The sequence below is a fragment of the Varibaculum massiliense genome (assembly GCF_900106855.1).
Taxonomy (GTDB): Bacteria; Actinomycetota; Actinomycetes; order Actinomycetales; family Actinomycetaceae; genus Varibaculum; species Varibaculum massiliense.
The window spans coordinates 1,378,284-1,400,230 of record NZ_FNWI01000004.1; the positions used below are offsets into that span (position 1 = coordinate 1,378,284).

Annotated in this window: 22 protein-coding genes and 1 tRNA gene; 5 read left to right on the forward strand and 18 right to left on the reverse strand. The window is 50.3% G+C overall.

The genetic code is table 11. From position 1 onward, the window contains the following. Nucleotides 1–74: 74 nt before the first annotated feature. The 11 genes from BQ5456_RS06145 to BQ5456_RS06195 form a co-directional block, all read right to left on the reverse strand. Complete coding sequence (locus BQ5456_RS06145; protein ID WP_071129215.1) at nucleotides 75–1,796, reverse strand: right-handed parallel beta-helix repeat-containing protein; 1,722 nt, start codon at nucleotides 1,794–1,796, stop codon at nucleotides 75–77. 25 nt (nucleotides 1,797–1,821) lie between these two features. Then, nucleotides 1,822–2,940 (reverse strand): phosphotransferase enzyme family protein, encoded by a 1,119-nt coding sequence (locus BQ5456_RS06150; RefSeq protein ID WP_071129216.1) that lies wholly within the window; start codon nucleotides 2,938–2,940, stop codon nucleotides 1,822–1,824. A 125-nt stretch (nucleotides 2,941–3,065) separates the two neighbouring features. Further along, the gene (locus BQ5456_RS06155) at nucleotides 3,066–3,995 is read right to left on the reverse strand and encodes a carbohydrate ABC transporter permease (RefSeq protein ID WP_071129217.1); all 930 of its coding nucleotides are present in this window, start codon (nucleotides 3,993–3,995) and stop codon (nucleotides 3,066–3,068) included. Further along, entirely contained in the window at nucleotides 3,995–4,954 is a 960-nt protein-coding gene (locus BQ5456_RS06160; RefSeq protein ID WP_071129218.1) for a carbohydrate ABC transporter permease, read from the reverse strand. Before BQ5456_RS06160 ends, BQ5456_RS06155 begins: the two co-directional genes overlap by 1 nt. Before the next feature lie 105 nt (nucleotides 4,955–5,059). After that, entirely contained in the window at nucleotides 5,060–6,310 is a 1,251-nt protein-coding gene (locus BQ5456_RS06165) for an ABC transporter substrate-binding protein (RefSeq protein WP_071129969.1), read from the reverse strand. 380 nt (nucleotides 6,311–6,690) lie between these two features. After that, a complete protein-coding gene (locus BQ5456_RS06170) occupies nucleotides 6,691–7,494 on the reverse strand; it encodes a sugar phosphate nucleotidyltransferase (RefSeq protein WP_071129219.1) in 804 nt (267 codons plus the stop codon). Between the two features lie 18 nt (nucleotides 7,495–7,512). Further along, nucleotides 7,513–9,675, reverse strand: coding sequence for a 1,3-beta-galactosyl-N-acetylhexosamine phosphorylase (gene gnpA, locus BQ5456_RS06175; protein ID WP_071129220.1), 2,163 nt, complete (start codon nucleotides 9,673–9,675; stop codon nucleotides 7,513–7,515). A 91-nt stretch (nucleotides 9,676–9,766) separates the two neighbouring features. After that, complete coding sequence (locus BQ5456_RS06180; protein ID WP_071129221.1) at nucleotides 9,767–10,438, reverse strand: response regulator transcription factor; 672 nt, start codon at nucleotides 10,436–10,438, stop codon at nucleotides 9,767–9,769. A 3-nt stretch (nucleotides 10,439–10,441) separates the two neighbouring features. Next, complete coding sequence (locus tag BQ5456_RS06185; RefSeq protein ID WP_071129222.1) at nucleotides 10,442–12,286, reverse strand: sensor histidine kinase; 1,845 nt, start codon at nucleotides 12,284–12,286, stop codon at nucleotides 10,442–10,444. After that, the gene (locus tag BQ5456_RS06190) at nucleotides 12,283–12,483 is read right to left on the reverse strand and encodes a hypothetical protein (protein WP_071129223.1); all 201 of its coding nucleotides are present in this window, start codon (nucleotides 12,481–12,483) and stop codon (nucleotides 12,283–12,285) included. Before BQ5456_RS06190 ends, BQ5456_RS06185 begins: the two co-directional genes overlap by 4 nt. Nucleotides 12,484–12,578: 95 nt before the next feature. Continuing rightward, entirely contained in the window at nucleotides 12,579–13,796 is a 1,218-nt protein-coding gene (locus BQ5456_RS06195) for a pyridoxal phosphate-dependent aminotransferase (RefSeq protein ID WP_071129224.1), read from the reverse strand. A 213-nt stretch (nucleotides 13,797–14,009) separates the two neighbouring features. Between BQ5456_RS06195 and BQ5456_RS06200 the strand changes: the two genes are divergently transcribed. The 5 genes from BQ5456_RS06200 to rplA all read left to right on the forward strand — a co-directional run bounded on the left by BQ5456_RS06200 (nucleotide 14,010) and on the right by rplA (nucleotide 16,701). Then, nucleotides 14,010–14,082: transfer RNA gene (locus tag BQ5456_RS06200), tRNA-Trp, on the forward strand. Nucleotides 14,083–14,167: 85 nt separating this feature from the next. Beyond that, nucleotides 14,168–14,416: a preprotein translocase subunit SecE gene (gene secE, locus BQ5456_RS06205; protein ID WP_071129225.1), complete on the forward strand. Its 249-nt coding sequence runs from the start codon at nucleotides 14,168–14,170 to the stop codon at nucleotides 14,414–14,416. A 51-nt stretch (nucleotides 14,417–14,467) separates the two neighbouring features. Continuing rightward, nucleotides 14,468–15,307 carry a transcription termination/antitermination protein NusG gene (gene nusG / locus BQ5456_RS06210; RefSeq protein WP_071129226.1) on the forward strand — a complete coding sequence of 280 codons (840 nt, stop codon included), beginning with the start codon at nucleotides 14,468–14,470 and terminating at the stop codon, nucleotides 15,305–15,307. Nucleotides 15,308–15,469: 162 nt separating this feature from the next. Further along, nucleotides 15,470–15,904, forward strand: coding sequence for a 50S ribosomal protein L11 (gene rplK / locus BQ5456_RS06215; protein ID WP_071129227.1), 435 nt, complete (start codon nucleotides 15,470–15,472; stop codon nucleotides 15,902–15,904). 80 nt (nucleotides 15,905–15,984) lie between these two features. Further along, entirely contained in the window at nucleotides 15,985–16,701 is a 717-nt protein-coding gene (gene rplA, locus BQ5456_RS06220) for a 50S ribosomal protein L1 (protein WP_071129228.1), read from the forward strand. Nucleotides 16,702–17,028: 327 nt separating this feature from the next. Here the strand turns inward: rplA and BQ5456_RS06225 are convergent, their stop codons facing one another. From BQ5456_RS06225 to BQ5456_RS06250, 7 genes are all read right to left on the reverse strand, one after another. Next, on the reverse strand, nucleotides 17,029–17,241 hold the full coding sequence (locus BQ5456_RS06225; RefSeq protein ID WP_071129970.1) for a FeoA family protein: 213 nt from the start codon (nucleotides 17,239–17,241) through the stop codon (nucleotides 17,029–17,031). A gap of 20 nt (nucleotides 17,242–17,261) precedes the next feature. After that, nucleotides 17,262–17,483 (reverse strand): FeoB-associated Cys-rich membrane protein, encoded by a 222-nt coding sequence (locus BQ5456_RS06230; protein WP_071129229.1) that lies wholly within the window; start codon nucleotides 17,481–17,483, stop codon nucleotides 17,262–17,264. Between the two features lie 15 nt (nucleotides 17,484–17,498). Next, a complete protein-coding gene (locus BQ5456_RS06235) occupies nucleotides 17,499–19,091 on the reverse strand; it encodes a ferrous iron transporter B (RefSeq protein ID WP_205407864.1) in 1,593 nt (530 codons plus the stop codon). A gap of 48 nt (nucleotides 19,092–19,139) precedes the next feature. Continuing rightward, nucleotides 19,140–19,511 carry a FeoB small GTPase domain-containing protein gene (locus tag BQ5456_RS10495; RefSeq protein WP_205407865.1) on the reverse strand — a complete coding sequence of 124 codons (372 nt, stop codon included), beginning with the start codon at nucleotides 19,509–19,511 and terminating at the stop codon, nucleotides 19,140–19,142. Between the two features lie 204 nt (nucleotides 19,512–19,715). Beyond that, nucleotides 19,716–20,186, reverse strand: coding sequence for a septum formation family protein (locus BQ5456_RS06240; RefSeq protein ID WP_071129230.1), 471 nt, complete (start codon nucleotides 20,184–20,186; stop codon nucleotides 19,716–19,718). A 17-nt stretch (nucleotides 20,187–20,203) separates the two neighbouring features. Continuing rightward, entirely contained in the window at nucleotides 20,204–21,250 is a 1,047-nt protein-coding gene (locus tag BQ5456_RS06245) for an inorganic phosphate transporter (RefSeq protein ID WP_071129231.1), read from the reverse strand. Between the two features lie 3 nt (nucleotides 21,251–21,253). Beyond that, complete coding sequence (locus tag BQ5456_RS06250; protein WP_071129232.1) at nucleotides 21,254–21,877, reverse strand: DUF47 domain-containing protein; 624 nt, start codon at nucleotides 21,875–21,877, stop codon at nucleotides 21,254–21,256. Nucleotides 21,878–21,947: the final 70 nt, after the last annotated feature.

The following is a 21,947-nucleotide window of genomic DNA, read 5'->3' on the forward strand; positions in this document are numbered from 1 at the left end:
GGTATTTTGCAGGTATCTGTCTAGTTGCCTCGAATACCTTAGAAATATTGAGGTTCGGGGGGTCCGAAGTCAGGCTAGATATAATCTTCAGGGGTATCCTCTGGGGCTTCGGCCGCTCCAATGGTCGGATTGAGGGGAATATCCCTACCAAAAAAGTCATGCTCCACTTGATTGCCATTAGCATCAACAATGCTTTTACCTGTAGCAATAGCGGGAGAATTGGGTAGTGGCTTGAAAATGTCGAATGCTGTGTGGGAAGTAGAGTCATTGTGCCGGCGTGCTTGTCTATCATCCGAGACCTTTACAGCAGTATCGCCACTGATTACCGGTGTTCCTTTTGCTGCTACCTGTTTATTTGAATCATTAGCATGGGTGGAAAAGTTGTAGAACAAGTTATTGTCATATATCTGAGAACTAGATCCCCAATTTTCAGTTACCTCAAGGACATCATCAGGTTTATAAAAGATATTGTTTTCTATGACTGCAGGAGCATCTCCCCTGGTAATGATGCTAGATCCGTTGGCCATGATGAAAATATTGTTATATATGTGAGCATCCTGTTGTCCCGCTAAGTCCAGGGCTCCCCGTCCGTCGCTGTGAGCAATGTTGTAACGGAAAGTATTGTGCATAGACCCAGCGCCACAGAACATAACGGTGGCGCCGCTATTGGCGAAAGAATAGTTGTACTGGTAGACAGTTCCATCTCCGTAGTCCGCGTCCCACGGCTGACCATCCCCGTTACCACAGTGGGCGTTACGAGTATGGAATGCTTCGTTATATTGGAAAATGGCATTTTTGCATCGCCAAGGCCAAATCGCGGCGGCTACTCGACCCCATTCAGCATCTTGCGGCCCCTCGATATTGTAAGGATGTAAATAGTCAGTGGCGTTGATATAGCGGGCAGCTCCATCAGAGACATTATGTTCAACGAGGGGGCGATCGCAGTACATGACGGTAATAGCATCACCACCTGCATCTTTAACATAGTTACCCCGGATCAAGACTTTACTGGATCCGTATTTAGCAATTATCGCATCGTCTATCGGGCCATCTTGAGGCTGGTCGATAATGTTTTGATAGGCGGTGTAGCCTGCAGCTATTCCCCACCGGCTTACTGTTTCAACACGGTTATTCAATATTTGTAAATCATCAAAACGAGCGATTTTTTGGGGCTCTGCAGCAGGTTTGCCGTCTGCAGGGTAGTGCGCCATGAAATAGATACCACCATTAGCAAGGTGCTTATCGTAAATATTGCCGTCTACATCGTGAATGTACATATCAGAAACTACGACGTGTTTCACCGGGCCGTTCTCAGCAATACCCGCCAACCCGGTACGTTCCAGAGCTAAACCATCATTATATTTTTTGGGGTCAGCTGCCGGATTCGTCTCTCGGTCATTGGTCAACTCTAAACCAGAAATTTCCAGGTAGCTGACATCTCTGAATAGGAGCGCACTGGAAACCTCTGCCTTATTACGGTGCAGCTCGATGGGGGCGTGATAATCCTGAATCCAACGTCCTTGCCCATTAGCGTTAATAATCGGGCGTTTCCCGCCCTGGCCGTAGGGTTTAATTTGAATCGGAGCATCTTTAGAGCCGTTAGAACCTGCCTTCAGGTGCAGAGCTTGTCCATTCCAGGTGTCCCCACTCTTTAGCAGGACTTTATCGCCTGGCAGCAGAGTTATTTCATTAATTCTAGCCAGAGTTTGGAACGGTTCGTGTTCGCTGGTTCCCGAATTGCAATCGTTTCCCCTACTGGAGGATACGTAATAGCTAGTACCCTTTACCTCACTCATATTTTTCGCTCCCTCTATCTAAATATTAGTTGTGGGAAGTTTGAGAAACTATCTGCTGCATAATGGGTAGTTTTCTTTCCATATCACGAACCAATTTTATCTGAGTACGAGCCCGATCCAGATTATGATTTGCGCGCTGAATTTGAAAATAGTTGTCACCGGAAATGTAGTCAGTCAAAAAACGCATGCCACACTCATAGGTCATGATTAGGGCTCCCTGGGGAAGCATTTCAATCTCTAAGTCAGTCAAGTGTCCTTGTAAACCCGCCAAAAATCCTTTTGTAAATGCCGTAAATAATTCCAGAGAACAGGAAACTTTACTCAAATCGATTTCATCTTCCCGGGCAGTAGAAGCTCCAAAACGAATCGAATCTCCGAAATCATTCATAGCTAATCCCGGCATTACGGTGTCTAAGTCGATAACTGCGATAGCTTTTCCGGTCTTTTTATCCAAAAGTACATTATTTGATTTGGTGTCATTATGGGTAACTCTCAGTGGTAAATCACCTGTTCTCTGCAGATCGGGAAAGACGTGGCACAGATGCTTATATTGACGGAAAAAGTTGATTTCCTGGCGAACAGTAGCTGCCCGTCCCACGGGATCAGCACCCACTGCCTTTTCGAATTGGTGAAAACGATTGACTGTATCGTGAAAGCCGGGGATAACCTCGTGAAGGGTGTCAGCCGGAAAATCAGCTAAGCGCCGCTGAAAACTACCGAAACCCACGCCAGACTCATAAAAATCCCAAGGATTCTCAACTTTGTCTAGGGTGTAAGAGTCGCCAATATATGTGTACAGACGCCACCAGTTATTATCAGGATCCCGATAGCAAGGGTAGCCGTCAAAAGTGCGGATTACCCTTAAGGTTTCTCTATTCGGATCTCCACCTTCCGCAATAATCTTTGCTTGTAAATACTCAGTAACTGCCGCGATATTTTCCATCAGCCCTACCGGGTCAGTGAAAATATCAGTGTTAATCCGTTGCAAAATCAAGGGTGATTCGCTGCCGTCAGGCAGGTGGCATTTTGCGAGAAGAGTGTCGTTAATATGACCGGATCCGTAAGGGGAAGCTGCTAAAAAATCTCCTTGTACCCGAAAATTTTTAACCGCGCGTTTTATTTGCTTAGGTAACAATCTCTGCACTTATTTTCATCCTTTACGTACTGTTTGACGTTATAAGCAAGCAGCCCCTAATCACGGGATGCGAATACCTCAGGCAGGTTATTGGCTGCTTGCTATGAAGAACAAGCAGCCAACAACCATAATCGCTACCCTTTAACTGCGCCTGCTGCTAGACCGGATTGCCAGTACTTTTGTAATCCCAGGAACAAGATAATCAGGGGAATAACGCCTAGTAGAGCGCCCATCATTACTGCCCCTTTAGCCGGGTTGAAGTAACTCATCATGCCGTATAGACCCAAAGTTACCGGTTTAATCTCTGGCGAGGACACCATCATCAAAGGCAACAGGAAGTTATTCCAGGTTGCTACAAAGATGAACAGGAAAATTGTTACCATAGCGGGAGCCAGCAGGCGCAGCACCATGGTAAAGAAGATTCTGGCTTCGGAAGCACCATCAATGCGCGCCGCCTCGATTAGTTCAGTAGGTACCGAGGACTGTGCATAAACCCTGCCTAGGAAGACTCCAAAAGGTGATACGCAGGAGGGAATAATAATTGCCAGCATGGTGTTATTAATCCCTAGATGCATAAACACGATATACATGGGAATCGTCAGTAATGCTACCGGCATCAATAGTCCCGCCATTATTACTCCTAGGGCAACGCCTTTTCCGGGGAAACGGAACTTTGCGAAAGCATAACCAGCCATTACCGACAGTAAGGTTCCCACTACTCCCGCAACTGTGGAGTAGATGAGAGAATTAAGCACCCAGCGCCAAAACATTCCTTGTGTCCAGCTAATAAGACTGTGGTAGTTAGCAGAAATGGCTCCCGGCAAATCACTAACTGTAGTGGCAAACCACAGACTGTTGGAGCTAATCATCTCGGAATTCGACTTAGTGGAAGCGATGACTACCCAGTAAATCGGAAAGAGAAAATAAATCAATACCAGGAGCAGCACACCGGTAGTAATCAGGCGCGCTCCGTTTGAGGGAGCTATTGAGCGTGGAGGCTCGCCCTCTTTGGAGGGAGTAAAAGCGTAATCCTTAGAACTCTCTTTTTCTTTAGTAGCAGCCATTACTTGCTCACCTTCCTTTCGATGAACGCGTAGGCGATCGCTAATATCCCTGCAATCAGAGCCATTACAATCGAAATTGCACTGGCTGGACCGTCTCCGCCGGGTGTTATGGTCCCCATCATGGTGTTATAAGCCATCATCATGGGGGTATAGGACTTACCCATCCAAGTCTGAGAGGTTCCCAGCACCTGTGGTTCATTGAATAACTGAATCGTGCCCACGATTGACAGTAGTACTGCCAGCAGAGCTGCTCCCCGCACCATGGGAATTTTGATTCTAGTGGTAACCTGCCAACCGCTGGCGCCGTCAATGCGTGCCGCTTCAGAGAGCTCAACAGGAATAGCCTGCAGTGCAGCCAAGAAAATCAGCATATTATAACCGGTATAAGTCCAGGTGGTCATATTGGCCATCGACCCTAAGATGGCGTACCTTCCAAAGAAATCGACATTTACTCCGAGTGCAGCGAAGCCTTTGACAATGGGCGATAGACCCGGGGTGTAAAGGTACATCCAAATCATCGCCGCAACCACGCCTGGAATTGCAAATGGTAGAAAATAGCCCAGGCGATAAATGGTTACGTGCTTGGTTAGGAAGGAGTCCAAGAGCAGAGCCAGTGTCAAGGCTGCCAGAATCATGATTGGAACCTGAAAAGCGGTGTAGACCAGTACCCGCCCAATTCCAGACCAGAAAGCGGAACTGGTCACTACCATTTTGAAATTCTCTAGCCCCACAAACTTGGTGGTAAGCTCGCCTCCACCGTAAAGACCTCCGCCACTATCTTGCCTGGTAAACGAACTGAAAATAGCAATAATGATGGGAATAAAAAAGATTAGTAGAAACATCAAAGCGAAGGGCGCGAGGAATGCCCAACCGGTGCGAGCCTCGTGCCGTTCCTGAATCCTCTGGCGTTTAGCGGCAGTCGGAGACTTATGCTCCACCGTCTTAAGTTGTTTAGTCATTGAAGACTCCTAAATATTTTGTAAATAAAGAGAGGGGGAATAGGTATTCAGTTACCTATTCCCCCTCTTGTTGAGTCTGTTAGCTGAAACTATGGTGAAATATGGCTATTTCACTTTCAGGTTCAGACTTTCCAGCGCTTTCTTGGAGTCAGCATTAGCTTTCTCGAATATATCGGCAACTTTACTGCTACCGCTAGCTACTGCATCAGCATTAGTGGTGAAACTAGAAGCTACTGCAGACCAACCGGGAATGAAAGCAAAGGTGTTGGTGTTGTCATTAGCTTTTATAAATTCTGCCATCACGTCTTGACCTCCGAAGAAGGTCTTAACAGCTTCCGGAGTCTTGGCATCACCTTTGGCGGCAACTACTAAGCCTTGGGTTCCGAGGTCAGCAATTTGCGTGTTGAACCAAGCATTGAACTCCATGGCCTGTTCGGGAGCCTTGCATCCCTTAAGAACAGCTACCCCAGAGCCACCATCAGGCCCAGTCTTGCCCTTACCGAGGTCGGGTAGTTGAGCTACTTGCCACTGACCAGATTGAGTGGTGATACCATCTTTGGGATCAGCCAAAAGGGCGGCTTCCCAGGCAGCACCAATAGTACCAATCAGCTTGCCATCAGTAACTACCTTCTTGAAAGAGTCATCCCAGCGGTTACCGGTGAGTATCGACTTATCGTCTAGAAGTCCCTGCCAAAACTCGGCTACTGCTTTAGAGCCCTCGTCAGAAGTATTAATCTTCCAAGCATCACCATCGGCGGTGTACCACTGCGAGCCTGCAGCTGCAGCCATGCCGGAGAGTAGGTTGGGTGCTTCGTCAGGTTCAAAATCTCCGATGTACTTACCCTGAGCTGCAGCCTGTTTTGCTGTTTCCCGGAATTCTGCTGCAGTAGTGGGAACTTTCAGCCCCAATTTGTCGAACTCGGCTTTGTTGTACAAGTAAACCAAGGGGCCAGTATCTTGCGGTAGTCCCACATACTTGCCACCCACAGCCATCTGTTCAAAAGCTCCAGCGTTGAACTTGTCTTTATACTTATTGGCATATTCGCTGACATCCATCAGCAGTCCTTTGGCAAACATCTCTGGAGTCTCAGAATAGCCAACCTGCGCCAAACAAGGAGCGTTATCTGCCTTAACATCATTTTCGAGTTTCTTAATTAGTTCCTGAGCCTGACCGTCCCACTTGGTGGCTTTTACCTGAATATCAGGGTGTTCAGCGTTCCATTTTTTAACGATGTCAGCAACTTTCGTCATACCTTCGCCGTCAGGTAGCCGGTGTACATACTCGATATTGACTTTTCCGTCTGCGGAACTACCGCTGTCTGAACCGCTACAAGCAGCCAGACCTAAAGATGCCATTGCTACCAGACCCGAAAGGGCAATGACGCGTTTTAGTTTACGAGACAAATTAGAACCTCCTCGTTGAGTTGCTCGCTTCAATGCGAACCATTTGTAAACTCAAAGGAATTATAGCAAAACTGAAAGCGGGCTGAAGCTAACTTGAACGCAATATTTCAATAAAAAATATTGCCCTATATCTGATTTTACCTGCGAAAACTAATTGAAAACTTCTTTACCTCCGAACATTTGTTATCGATGACACTGCTTGGGGGAAACGTGAGGGCAGGTTGACTCAGAAAAGGTTTGCTGAGAATCGAGCGGGACAAGTGTAAAACCGATAATCGCTGAATACAACGCGCTGGTTAATTTTTTAGGGGAAACCGTTGGATAAAACTTTTTTAAAGCTGCACCGGCACTCCGGAAAGAGCAGTTTTAATCTCCGCTATATCCTTACGCGAGGACATATCCAGCACCCCGGCAGCAACCGGCACTACGGTTATTTCTTCCCCGTTTTCAATTAGGTAACGCACGGCATCTACCAACTCGTATTCACCCCGTACTGAAGGTTTCACCGTTTGACAAGCGGGAATGATTCTTGCGTCAAAAATCCAACAATTCATGCTGATAGGAGCATCAGGGAAGGCAGATATTTCCGCTTCACTGGGTTTTTCAATAATGTTGCACAGCTTGCCATTTTCTACGTCCATTATTGCGTAGCTTTTCACCCGTGCAGCCTCAATGTTGGATTTAGCAATCAGCTCTTGCCGAGCAAAACCTGCAGTTGCTAAACCGGGAACCTTCACTATTTGCGTTAAAACCTCTAGCGGATAATAGTTGTCGGAATTCAAAACCAACGCGCGGTCATTGCCGATGAAATCAGCGGCCGCGGCCACCGCATTAGCAGTTCCTAAAGGTTCCTCTTGGATTGCATAGCTGATGGTAACCCGGCTTTTTTCAACTTGGTCATAATACTTACGGAAAGCATTATGCTCGGGACCGATTACTAAGCAAACTTCCTTAATTCCCGCATCCGCAAAAGAACTGATTACATAGTCTAAAAAGGGTCGTCCCACATTTATCAAACCCTTGGTTCCTGCGGAGGCGGCTGCCGCCTGATCCCCGGCAAGATTAGTGGTTCCATCATCTGCCCGCATCCGGGTTCCTAACCCGCGCGCCAGAATAACTGCTTTAGTTACCGTCATAGAAAACAATCCTAATAATCAGATATTCCGCCAGGCTATACCGCTACCAGGTAAATTAAATTCTTCCTGTCTACCCCCGGGCAGGTTAACCACCGTGGACTGCGGGTTCTCGGTATTGTTAATGACACAGTATCTTTGTGCCGCTACGAACTCAGCGACCTCGCAATTAGGATTGCTAGAACTCCAGAGAGCGTATTGATTCTCTTTGTTAGCGGCAAAGAAGAGGATTCTTTCCAGCAGACGGGCATTAGCTGCTGAATAGGGGAGTCCGGAAATATATACCCCTCTTCCCTTTCCAAAGTCATTTGCAGCCAGCTGTACCTGTCCGTCCTCAGCCCGAATTAAAACCGTATCTTCGCTGATAGGATAGGTGTTTGGTACCGGTTCCCCAAAATCTATTACCGCTTCCTCGCCAAGATCAGCGGTTATAAAATGGGAAGTCGTTACGGGAGGGAAATATTTATCAACTGACAGGGTATGGAAACGCTCCTGATCTACCCCTAAAATGTCCGCTAATTGGAAGAATCTTCCGGGGCGTTCGCTAGAAGCGGGTTGCCCCACTCCCACAAAGGCTCCTCCGCTCCGCACCCAGCTGCGAATAATAGAAACCAAGCGACCATCATCCCAGATGTCGCCACCGGTAAATGCGGTGTTGTAGGGGCCAGCGTTAATCAACACATCCACATCGGCAGCTATACCGTGCTCGAGTAGATCCTCGAAACTAATAAAACGGACATTTACTCGCATCCCTGATAGGGCTTCTAGAATGCCGTAGTAGGAATGATTGTATTTATTGGGGAGGGCGTGGGCGACAGTAAAGGCTTGCCAGGAACGCATTTTGCCCCAACAGTTAACAATCGCGACATTTAGGAAACCTTGAGCTGGTTCACTGTTCGTCTGTTGGTGAATATCCCGGAATTCATTGGCAATCGCGCTTACCGTATCCACAAATTTAGGGAACTTAGCCGCCAGACTGAGATAACCCCCGTATCCCATCCGGGCAATTGGGCTACGTAAAATGGCGCGGCGCGCCTTCCTCCAGTTGTCTAAAGCTTCGATGCTGGGATCATTTCCTTCGTAGAAAGTATCCGGGAAGAAATAGGGGAGGAAGCGGCCCTCGGTATATTTCACTCCTGGAATATCGGAAATCATTCGAGTAGTAGTGCCATCTCCGATAGATCCCACTACTGCGTCTAAGCCAAGTTTCTCAAAGCCAGTTAGATAAGGTTCTGTTCCCAACCATTGGTCCCCCAGGAACATCATCGCTTCCTTGCCTGACTTATGGGTCTCGTCCACCATGGTCTTGATATTTTTGTGGACAAAATCAGATACAAAATCTATCCAATCTCGCTGCGGTTTAGTGGGAATGCAGAAAGTAGAATTGTAGGTACCACCATTAACAAAATCTTCAGGACGGATCCGGTAGCCCTTTACCCTTTCAAACTCTTGTAGCGCTTCAGGCGATACAGTAGCGGCGTAACCGAACCAATCTACAATTTTTTCCCGATGCTTTTGGTCAAAAACTAAGGTGAACTGGTAAAAGAAAGTAGTAAATCGAACCACATCAGTCTGGGGATTATCTTTTAACCATTGACGGAAAGTGTCCATCACAAATTGTTGAGTTTCCGGGTTCCGGATATCAAAAGGAATCTCGTGTTCCTTGTCGCCCCAATCATTCGTGAGGTGGTTATACATTTGGACTGGGTCCCAGATGATATACGCCAAGAAAGTAACCGTATACTCATGCATGGGGATAGCTTCAGAAATCTTGACTACCTGCAGGGTAAAATCTGCTTCCCAGTTCGCAGGATCAACGACCTCCCCGGTGGTGCGGTCGATGACTTCCCAATAACGTTTAGGATTAGCGTCTTGATTTGCTTGCAGTTGTTCTTCATAAAAACACTGCATAAACGGGATAGATACTGTATCTTTCTCCGCCAATACTCGTTGAGAAAGCAAATAAATCTGTGGTGTTTGATTCATCCGTTTGCTGATGAACTCATTATGTCCCCGAGTCGGAAAATAGGCTGAATATATCTTTTTACCCAGCGCTAATACGTCCTCGTCCAGCTGAGTGCCATCGGCGTTACGAATCGCGTCCGCCCCCCAGAGTTTTCCAATCCGAGCGGTTTCAGCCACAAAATTTTCTTCACTGGGAATAGTGAAACGTCCAGCTGCCATAGGTGTCTTTCTTATGATGATTCCAGAGAATAAATATAAGCTGCCAAAAAGGAGAAAACTTATCGCCGCCCACAGGTGTGGCAGCAAAAAGTTACATCACCACCAGGCGGTAACCCATGCCGCGTACGGTTACAATGCGTTCCGAACCGATCTTGCGGCGCAGATAACGCACATATACATCCACCACATTCGAGCCGGGGTCAAAGTCGTAGCCCCACACCATATCTAGCAATTGGGAACGGGAAAGTACCTGGTCAGGGTGTTCCATAAAGGCCTGCAGCATAGTGAACTCGCGGGCGGACAGTTCTACCGGTTCCCCGTCGATGGTGGCGCAGCGGGTTCGCAAATCCAGGTGCAGACCCCCCACATTGATTTGCACCATATTGGTGGGATCTTCAGAGCTGGCGTTCTTTAACCGTAGCCGGATCCGGGCTAAGAGCTCCTCGAAGCGGAAGGGTTTGGACATATAGTCGTCAGCGCCCTGCTCCAAGCCGCTGACCGTGTCCTCTACTGAAGAACGCGCCGTGAGTACAATAATCGGCAAGGTGGCGCCTTGACCGCGAATCTGTTCCAGTACTTCGAAGCCATCCATATCGGGTAGTCCAATATCCAGGACGATTAGCGAATAGTCGCCCCCAAGAGCCCCCGAGATCGCGTCCGTACCCTTATCGACTACGGTTACGTTATATCCGGCGGAAGTTAATCCTTTAGCGACGAAAGAGGAAATGCCGGGTTCGTCCTCTACCACCAAGATGCTTGTCATGTTTTATTCTCCTTGTATTTCATCTTTGCAATCATCATCTAAAATCGGCAGGCTGATATTAAAGACCGATCCCACCGAAGGTGCAGAGCGGACTTGTAGGATCCCGCCATGCGCCTGTGCAATGGCGTTCACGATTGATAACCCCAGGCCAGAGCCAGCATAAGAATGGTTGACCCGCATGAAGCGACCGAAAACTTGTTCCTGATCCTTCGGGGCGATACCTATTCCCTGGTCACGTACCCATAGGTTGAGGCGATGGGTACCTGCAACCGGGGGAACCTGTGGCTGCATCTGTAGGCTGGGTGCGGTAACAGTGGAGGCCGCAACCGGATTTCCCTGCTGATCTAAGAGGGGCTGCTGATAGTCGATTCCTGCTCCCAAAGCAATAACGGTACCGGGAGTAGCGAATTTGGAAGCATTTTGGGCGAGGGCGAGCAAGGCTTGCTGCAGCCGTTGGGGATCCGCGGTGGTCTGCACGATAGTGAGGTTATCGATTCGCCAGTTGAAATCACCCAATTGGGTAGCGTTTTCAAACGCATCCATTAGCAAATCCCCGATATCTACCCGTTCGGGACGGATAAAGTCGGGGCGGTCGCTCTTGGCAACTGTAATCAAATCTTCGGTGAGCCGATGCATCCGCGACAGTTCCTCTAACGCCAGTTCCCGGGTGCGGGAAGTATCTTGGGGATCATTAGGATCTAGCAGTTCTAGATGTCCGCGCACCACCGTTATCGGGGTGCGTAGCTCATGCCCAACATCGTTTAGCAGGTCGCGTTGCTCATCGAAACTGGTTTGCAAACGAGCGATCATCGAGTTCATCTGGCGGGTAACATCCGCCAAGTCATCATCGCCCTCTACCGGCAGGCGTTTAGTAAGGTCTTGTTCGCTGGTAATCGAAGCCATCATTTCCCGCAGTCGGGCGATTGGTGCCAATAATGACTGGGAAGTGCGAACATTTACCAGCCCTACCAGCGCCAATACCAAGAAAGAAATTCCGGCAAACAACAGCAGCTGCGTCTGGGTGGGGGCAATGTCGGCATAGTAGTTAGAAACCACCGCTAATAGGGCGTCATCGGTACTTGCGGCGCTAATCGGAATGATTCCAACCGCGTAGGTGGCCTGGTCGGTACGCACCATAAACATTTTTGCCGAGCTTAAATCCGCGTAACTGGCTATCTGTTCCAGCAGCTGCTTATCTAGATGAGCAGCAGAATCTCGTGCGCCCTTCTGTGCGGCTAATTGTCCGCCGGAAAAGCCCAGTAAACTGCCGTTATAGGGGGCATCCGCCGCATTAATAAACTTCACTACCGCATCTTTGGCTGAAACTAAACCCCCGCTAGATTTCGCGTTCTCAACTGCTGTAAAGTTCCGCAGGTCAGCAGTAATGGTCTGGGTTTGCGTCCGCTCTGCGTAGGTGATTTGGAACATCCCGCTAATCAGCAAAATAAATCCCACTACCGTCAGAGCCAACGCCGAAATTAGTTCCGTGTGTATCAGCATGCGGTTACGCAGGTTAGATATCCGCAGTTTTTTTACTTTGCCCTGGGAGGTCATGGTTTTTTCAATTACCCGCCGCGGGCGCGCCTGATAGGCAGCACGCTCTGTGGATACTTGCGGGGTTAGTTCCTGCGGTTGCAAGTTTTGTGGTGAGGGCGTCGTCCCAGTTCCGCCGTTACCTTCCAGGATTTGCGGCAGGGTCATTTCCCCAGGTAACTGCACTTCTGGTACCGGGGTGCTGCCCGCAATCGGGGAGGCTGCTGCCCGAGGCTGAGCGGAGGGAGCCGGGGGCGTTAACGATGAGGCAGACCCACCGGGAAAGCTGTCAGGGTAACTAAGCCTTTCACTCATGGCTGCTCCACCCCCTCGGGCGAAGGAGAAAGCGATTCCACCTGCGGTGCCTGTTGCGTGATGGCCGGTGCTTGCGGCTGAAAACTAACCGCTGGACCCAACTCGTGAACCCCATTGAATAGGAGGGCGCGCATCCCAATCAGGATGACTAGAGCCAGGGCAATCACGACAATCGCCACCGCTACGAATCTGCGCACGCCCAGTCCCTCCTTGGTGATCCTAATAATCTTTAAGGACGCACTAACGCCCTTTTTTAATGATTATAGGTTATAGACCGGTTACTAAGGACAACCTATTTTACTTGATTAAGAAAATCGACTATCCGCCCTACGCCTTCCTCCAGGTCATGATCGTTGAGCGCGTAGGAAAGACGGAAGAAACCGGAAGGCCCGAAGGCCTCTCCGGGTACCACCGCTACCTCTACCTTGCGCAGCATCAAATCGGCCAATTCCGCGGAGGTTTGCGGAGTTTCTCCCGCGAGTTCGCGCCCTAAAATTCGCTCTACGCTGGGGTAACAGTAAAAGGCGCCGTGGGGTAGAGGAACTTCTAGGTCAGGAACCTGACGTAGCAACTCCACCATCCGCTGGCGACGACGGTCAAACACTTCGCGCATTTCCTCTACTTTGTCCAAGGGGCCGCTGACGGCGGCTAGTGCTGCCCGCTGCGCGATATTTGAGACATTTCCGGTGGTGTGGGATTGGAAAGCGGCACAGGCCTTGATTACGTCCTTCGGACCCATCATCCAGCCCACGCGCCAACCGGTCATGGCGTAGGTCTTAGCCACCCCATTCAGTACCAGGGTGCGTTCGGCTAGTTCCGGTACCAGTTTCAAAATATGTTCAGCGTGTACCCCGTCATAAATCAGGTGCTCATAGATTTCATCGGTAATCACCCAGATGCGGTTTTCCAGCGCCCACTGCCCGATAGCTTTCAGTTCCTCTGCATCATAAACCGCTCCGGTAGGGTTGGACGGGCTGACTACCAGCAGTGCCTTGGTCTTATCAGTCTTGGCGGCATCCAACTGTTCAACTGTGACTTTATAGTGCTGATCAGCGCCCGCCATTACCGGTACCGGAACCCCGCCCGCAATCTTGATAACTTCCGGGTAGGTAGTCCAGTAGGGGGTGGGCATAATGACTTCGTCACCCACTTCCACTATCGCCGAGAATGCCTCGAAAACAGCCTGCTTACCACCATTGGTAACAATTATTTCGCTGTTGGGGTCAACCTCGTAGCCGGAATCCCGCAAAGTCTTTTTAGCGATTGCTTCCCGCAGCTGGGGCAGTCCTTTCCCCAAGCTGTAATGGTGCATTGTCGGGTCGACACAAGCCTCCTGCGCAGCCTTAACAATGTAGTCAGGGGTAGCAAAATCGGGTTCCCCGGCGCCGAATCCAATGACTGGACGCCCCTGAGCTTTGAGTTCTTTCGCAGCGGCATCTACCGCCAAAGTAGCAGAAGGGGAAATCTGGGCTAAACGGTTAGAAATTCTGTGTTCTTGCGGTTTATTCATACTCTCATTTTGCCACGCCCATCAGTTTCTTCACCAACGAGACCAAAATGCAATAGCTATTTAGACCAGTTTTACCTATTAAATTGCTGGTTCCGCGGGTAAAGGAAGTAAAAGGATGCGTTTTTCCCCACTAAGCGACTATTTTGGTTGGACGCCACCCGCAAAACCTCATAAACTTGTCTAGCACCGTATTCGGTCAGCCATTCGGCTGAAAGGGCAGTGGCGCAATTGGTAGCGCAACGGTCTCCAAAACCGTAGGTTGTGGGTTCGAGTCCCGCCTGCCCTGCAAATCTGAAACCTGTGCCGGGCCCGGTACAGGACGAAATAGGAGCTTCGACGGGAGCTCCAAGACAGCAAGTGAGGAAACGATCTTGGCACCTAACGAGGGCGCAGCCTCCGTAGAGGCGGATGCCAAAACGGCGAAAAGTGGTTTTTGGGGTCGCATCGTGCAGTTCGTGCGGCAGGTTATCGCGGAGTTAAAAAAGGTTGTTTGGCCAACCCGCGATGAGCTCACCACGTTCTTTGTGGTCGTGATCGTATTTGTGCTGGCGATGATGGCCTTTTCAGGGGTTGTCGACGTAATCACCGCCTGGGTAGTCAGCAAAGTATTCGGCGGTTAACTTAAGTAACAACATTTGCAAACAGGCAATAAGGAGCAGGAAGAAAATACCGTGAGCAACGATCCCGTATTCTCCTCAGAGGAAGGCGCCGCCACTGGTGCGAACTCGCTACCCGAAGAGGACGCGCAGGTCAGCTTGAAAGCAGCCGCGTCCTCAGAATCAGCAGAGCAAGAAGCTCCCACCCCGGAAGCCCCTGAACTAGAGATTACCGACACCCCGCAAGACCAGGAACTCGCGCCCTCGGCCACCGCTGAAGAGCTTTCAAAGGCCGAACAAGACAAGCTACGCGAAGAACTAGAGTTTTTGCCCGGCTACTGGTACGTCCTCCATACCTATTCCGGGTATGAACGGCGGGTGAAAGCCAATCTGGAGCAGCGGATTGTCACCTTCAATATGGAGGATCAGATCTACCAGATTGAAGTACCGATGGAAAAAGTTGTCCAGGTAAAATCCACTGAACGCAAAGTGGTGGATCGGGTACGGATTCCCGGTTACGCTTTGGTGCGCATGGAGGCAGTAGAGGATGCTCCCGATGCCTGGCGGGTAGTTAAAGACACTCCGGCGGTCACCGGATTCGTGGGGGATTCGCAACATCCCTTGCCGCTGACCGAGGACGAAGTGGTTTCCATGTTGGCGCCCACCCCCGCTTCCATTAAGGCTGCGGAGTTGCAAGACGAGCGGACCAGCAAGGCCAAGCAAAAGGAACAGCCGGTTATTGAGGTTGATTTCGAGGTTGGCGAGAACGTTACCGTCACTGACGGTCCCTTCGCTACTATGCCGGCTACTATCTCCGAGATTATGCCTGACCAGCAGAAACTTAAGGTACTGGTGGTCATCTTTGATCGGGAGACTCCGGTAGAGCTCGGATTTAACCAGGTGGCAAAGATTTAATTGCTCACAGTGAGCAGTCCAAATTGGTTGTAAGGGCGGGTGCGCCCTTAGAATGGACGATTGTGCTGGCAGTTTTTCTACGGAGAAATTGCCAGACCGCAAAGAGTTTCCGGCAACCGCCGGGAAAGTAAAATCAAGAAATTTTATTGAGAAGGACCCTATATGCCTGCCAAGAAAAAGAAGGTAATCGGCCTGATCAAATTACAGATCGAGGCCGGTGCTGCTAACCCGGCGCCCCCAGTGGGGCCCGCGCTTTCGCAGCACCAGGTAAACATCATGGAGTTCTGCAAGGCCTATAATGCGGCTACGCAGGATCAACGCGGGAATGTGATTCCGGTAGAAATCAGTGTCTACGAGGATCACTCCTTTGACTTTGTGCTCAAATCCCCGCCGGCTGCCCAGCTGATTAAGAAAGCTGCTGGGATTGCCAAGGGCTCTGGTACTCCGAACACCAATAAGGTAGCGAAGCTGACCATGGATCAGGTTAAAGAGATCGCCGAGCAAAAGAAGGATGACCTGAACGCGAACGATATCGATGCGGCAGCAAAGATTATCGCGGGAACGGCTCGTTCAATGGGAGTTGTCGTCGAGGGCTAACCCGGCGAGCAGCCAAAATAAGACTATAAACCGTGGAGGGGAATGTGCGCCCTCACCACAACCTGCAAGGAGAAAAGCAGATGAAAAAGCACTCGAAGGCCTTTAAACAGGCCGCTGAAAAAGTTCATAAGGATCGGCTCTATCAACCGCTAGAGGCTTTCCGCTTGGCGAAAGAGATTGCTTCCACCAAGTTTGATTCCACCGTGGATGCGGTTTTCCGTCTCACGGTTGATCCGCGGAAATCGGATCAGATGATTCGCGGCACCGTTTCTTTGCCCAATGGCACTGGTAAGACCGTTAGGGTCCTGGTTTTTGCCAACAGCCCCAAGGACAAGGAAGCATTAGACGCCGGAGCCGATGAGGCCGGCGGCGACGAACTCATCGAAAAAGTTCAAGGCGGATATCTGGATTTCGATGTAGCGGTAGCTACCCCGGACATGATGGGGAAGGTAGGGCGTCTAGGTCGCGTCCTGGGGCCGCGTGGTCTCATGCCTAACCCGCGTACTGGTACCGTAACCATGGACGTAGAAAAAGCGGTGAAAGAGATCAAGGGCGGGCGGATTGACTTCCGGGTTGATAAGCACGCCAACCTGCACGTGGTGTTAGGTAAGAGCTCTTTTGATGCCGAGAAGCTGGCAGAGAACTACCAGGCTGTCCTGGATGAAGTTCTGCGTTTGCGCCCGGCAGCCCTGAAGGGGCAGTACATCAAGAAGATTGCCGTATCTACCTCTATGGGACCGTCCATTCCTTTGGACAGCTCCTTGACGAAAGATCTAGCGACTGACGATCCTCGCTAAGGATTGTCGTGCCCGCCTTAGGGCAAAGGCGTAATAGCTGAAAATTTAAAGGGGATCCCGCCGGTGGAAAAATCCACCGGCGGGATCCCCTTTTTACTTTCCGCGGATTGGCACCAGAAATGCGGGCTGGCTCGGTAAAAGCACTCCGGGGACCCGATTTCCTCGCTTAGGCGAGGATAGGGAGTTGTAAGAAGAGGCAAATTAGGTATGTTTCCGACTAAGCAAGATACTGGCGGATTGCGTGTCCCTGTCGTATCTTTTACCGGCCGCGCCCCAGGTGGGAAAATCAGCCTAAGTAGCAGCTATCAAAGGCACTCCGCCGGCGCCCTAGATCATAATGGCTTCGGCAATTTGATTATCGATACTGTATCGGCTGTCTTTGATAACTACGATGCACATTTTACGTTTGCGGGAAATGACTGTGATTTCCTGGCCGCTGTAGCACCCTAAACGAAACAGGAAACTGTCCATCTCGGGGTCATCAGTAGCTATATCTTTGACGATATAGGTTTGCCCCTCAGTGGCTTCCAGAAGATTCATTTTCTCCATTGTTTCGCAAACTAGTGACAGTGGCATTTCGGCTCACCTGTCTGGTTAGTAATGCCTGCTATTTGCAGATTATGACGGTTTCCCGGACTTGCCGCAACCTCAGGATTAAAAGTACAGGAGGAGGAAACCAGGCAACCGATACATTTGGTGCCTTTACGCTTCTCCTTGACGATATAGGTGATGGCTCCACCCACAATCGCTACCAGAGCCACGCTGGCAATAACAGTACTCAAATCTCTTCCTCTTTCTTAAGCAGCCTTCTGCACTTGCTGATGCAAGTTGTACTGGGCAGCGAAATTGGCGTGAATCCGGTGGGAAATCAACGCAATCACCACAGCCATTACCACCACTGCAATTAATCCGGGGAAGAAACCAGCTGCTAGGTGTCCGTGCATAATCAGAGTTCCGACTTGGTTCACCAGGAACGCCACGGTGTATCCGGTACAGAACTGCAGTCCGATGGCGCTCCACAACCAGCGACGATCACGCATTTCAGAGTTCATGGCGCCAATAGCGGCAAAGCAAGGCGGGGTGTAAAGGTTAAAGAACAGATAGGCGAGGGCGCTTACCGAGGTCAGTCCCATAGTCGCGGCTACGGTATTGGCGCCTCCGGTCATTGCCAACTCATCGGTATTGATGAAACGAGTTAGCCCGTAGACCACTGCCAGGGTACCCACCACGTTTTCTTTGGCGATAAATCCGGTGACGGCAGCAGCTGCCAGCTGCCAGGTGCCAAAGCCCAGCGGAATCAGCAATATGGAGAAGGGGGTGGCAATAGAGGCCAGGATAGAGGTGTTTTCCGCGCCCTTTCCCACTTCCTGGAAACTCCAGTTGAAAGTCTGCATCAGCTGGACAACCAGGTTGCACACCAAGATTATGGTGGCGGCCTTAATAATGTAGGCCTTGGCGCGCTCCAACATCGACAAGGTGGCATTCCACAGGGAAGGAACCCGGTAGCGCGGTAGCTCCATAATGAAGAAGGATTTACGGAACTTGTGTCCGGTCACCATCTTTACCAGCAGTGCGCCTAGGAAGATTAGGCATAGCCCCAGGAAGTAGCTAACCCAACTAACCCAGGCGGATCCGGCAAAGAAGGCTCCACAGAACAGTGCGATTACCGGGATTTTTGCTCCGCAAGGCACGAAAGATGCCAGCATGGCGGTGGCGCGACGTTCGCGTTCATCGCGGATAGTGCGGCAGCTCATGATGCCGGGAATGGCACAACCGGTGCTGATTACGATGGGGATTACGGATTTACCCGACAGACCCACGCGTTTGAAAATGGGATCTAGAACGGCGCTAACCCGCGCCATGTACCCAGATTCTTCCAGCAGCGCAATCAAGAAATACATCACCATGACCAGCGGGAGGAATCCGATAACCGCGCCTACCCCTCCGATAAGGCCATCAGCAATAATGGTGCGTAAAACAGCGGGACTGTCTGCCATTTGTTCACTGGTCCAGTCCTGGAAGGCTTCAATCCATCCTACTATCCAGTCAGCGATTAGTGGCCCGAGATAGGTTTGAGAAATCGCGAATACTGCCCACATAATCGCCGCGAAAATCGCTATCCCTGCAAATTTATTGGTCAGTATCGCATCCAATGTGTCTTGGCGGGTATGGGCAGCAACCTTCACTGCCCGTTTTTCTACCGTGTCGACTACGGAGTCCACGAACTCATAGCGGCGTCGATCTTCTTTATCGACTGCCTGCTTATCGCTGAGGTCAATATCTGCTTGCAGGTAGGGGGCTTTTTGTTCTTTCCCTTCTTGCGCAAAAATTTCCCGCAGAACCTGATCTAGTCCGTTGTTTTCCTTCGCGGTAGAAACGGTAGGTACCACCGGGCACCCCAGTTCGCTCTGAAGTTTCTGAGCGTCAATCTGAGTGCGTTACTTCTGGTTGATATCGCTCTTATTCAGGGCGACCACCACCGGAACCCCTAACTCCAACAGTTGGGTGGTAAAGAATAGGGATCGGCGCAGGTTGGTTGCGTCAACGATATTGACGATAGCGTCCGGGTTAGCGTCATGGACGTATTTACTGGTGATGGTTTCTTCCGGGGTGAAGGGAGACATGGAGTAGGCGCCCGGTAAGTCCACGGCAATGGCTTCTTTGCCTGCGCTGAACTCATTTTTTAGCTTAGCCTCAGCTTGTCCGACGGTGACTCCGCCCCAGTTGCCAACCTTGGCTTTCTGCCCGGTTAAGGCATTAAACATAGTGGTTTTACCGCTATTGGGGTTGCCGGCGAAGGCGATTCTCATGACGTAATCCCCTCAAACATCCGTGAGCAATAATAGAAAAACTTATGTTTACCTGAGCATTTACCCTATCCATTGTAAGGTACACCTTATTAGGACGTAAATCCTGGATGTATGCGCCCGTATTTTGCAGACAAGAGTCGGGAAGAAATAACTCTTAAGGCATGAATTATATGCTAGGCAAAATATGTCAAAAGATTTGGGCAGCTATTGTTCCGAGTCTTTCAGGGAGGAATTTTGTTCAGGAATAGTTAGCGCCACACAGGTGAGTTTGCGTTCCTTCTTGTCTTTCCAACTGGTTTCCGTAGGGGATAGCGGATACAAATCCCACTTAGAATCACGATAACTAATCCCTACGAAGGATTTGAAATCGCGTGCACACTGTTTAAGCGCCAAATCATAGAGTTGCTTTTGTCCCGGGTAGGTACTTCCCGACAGCTTTTTTATTCCCACCACCTGGGAGTTATGCGGGTGAGTACAATCAACTCGCTCAACTTGCCCGGCGGGTTGAGCACCGGTGAGCACCTCCTCGGACATATTAAAACAATCGCCAACTTCCAGCTGGGAAGTCGCAATCGGTTGCGAGGAACAGCCACTTAAAGCCCCTAGGCTAAGGAGAGCGAGGAGACCAGAGAGCGCCCGGCGCGTACTCAGGCGGGGGAAAGTGAAAGTAGTCATTGCTTCCACTTTAACCCCTAATAGGGGAAGATGGCGTGAACAAAGAAATAGCTGAGGGCGCCAATCAGACCCGCGCCCGGCAAGGTTAGAATCCACGCGATAGCAATATTGCCGGCTACTCCCCAGCGCACTGCAGATAGCCGCTTGGTGGCTCCTACCCCCATAATCGCGGAGGAAACCGATTGGGTTGTAGAAATCGGGGCGTGCCAGAGGAACGCGGTGATGTAGAGAATCGAGGCGGAAGTAGTTTCCGCAACGAAGCCATGAGCGGGAGTAACGTCAATAACTTTCGACCCCAGGGTGTGCATAATCCGTCCACCGCCAAAATAGGTGCCTACGGAAATAGCGCCGGCAGCAGCCAGTTTCACCCATAAGGGAATCTGCATAGATCCATCAGCGTCGGTGGCGTGATAGCCGGCAGCTAGCAGCGCCATAGTAATAATCCCCATGGTCTTTTGCGCATCCTGCAAGCCGTGACCGAGCGCCATCGCCGCCGCCGAGAAACGCTGCATAAACCGGAAATTATTCATAGTGCGGTGATAGGAAGCTCTTTTCAGCGCGGAAAGTAAGAAGCGCATCACGAAATAGGCGGTAAAGAATCCCAGTAGGGGAGAAACCACCATAGGAATCAGCACGTGACTAACAATCCCCATCCATTGCACGGTAATAGCAGCTGCTAGTCCCACACCCGCCATGCCGCCAATCAGGGCGTGAGAGGAAGAAGAGGGCAAGCCGAAATACCAGGTAATAATGTTCCAGATAATCGCCCCCACCAGGGCAGCCAAAATGATTACCAGCCCGTGCTGACGATCTGCCTCTAAGGTGGAATCAGTAAAATGGGAAATATCGATAATCCCGTTACCAATGGTTTGTGCTACCCCGGTACCCAGCATCGCCCCAATCACGTTCATGATAGCTGCCATTAATAGAGCAGATTTAGGGCGCATAGAGCGGGTAGAAACACAGGTGGCGATGGCGTTGGCGGCATCGTGAAAGCCGTTGGTGAAATCGAAAATCAACGCAATGGTGACTACCGCAATCACCAAGGCCATGGTGGTGTCCACGGGTTACGACTCCTTGATGTAGATAGCCTCAACCGCATTGGCCAAGGTCTCAAAGGAATCGCAGGCGGTCTCTAAGGACTCAATGACATCTTTAATCTTGATGACGTAAATCGGGTCAGTTTCCGAGGTGAATACCTCGGCCAGCATCTTTCGATACTGTTTATCGCCTTTGTTTTCCAAGCTGTTGATATGTACCGTAAAGTCTTTGAGGTCGCGCCCTCCCCGCAGCTTCGGGATGGCAATCGCAGTTTCCTGGGCGCACTCCCGTAAGATTTTTGCCTGTTTTTCCAGCCGCCGGGGAATGTCCTGAATCTCGTAGAGGACGATTAAATCCCCTGCCTCATCAATCCCGTCCATGCAATCATCTAACGCTCCGGTTAGCAGGGAGATGTCCTCCCGATCCATGGGGGTAACAAAGGTGGCGTTCAGCATACTCATGGTGCGGTGAGTAATTTCGTCCGAGTTATGCTCTAAATCGTGGAGTTGGGCGCGTAGCTCCTTGCGTTCCTCGAAAGAGTCAACCTGGGTGATTCTCAGCAATAATTCGGAGGCGGCATCTAGGTTCTGTGCCGCTTTGGTGAACAGGTCGAAGAAATCTTCTGTCTTCCGTTTCTTATTGAACAGCATCGGTGCCTCCTTGGCGAAGAACTATCCGTTCCAAGGTTATCCAACTTTTCTCCGTAACATAAAATTCTTT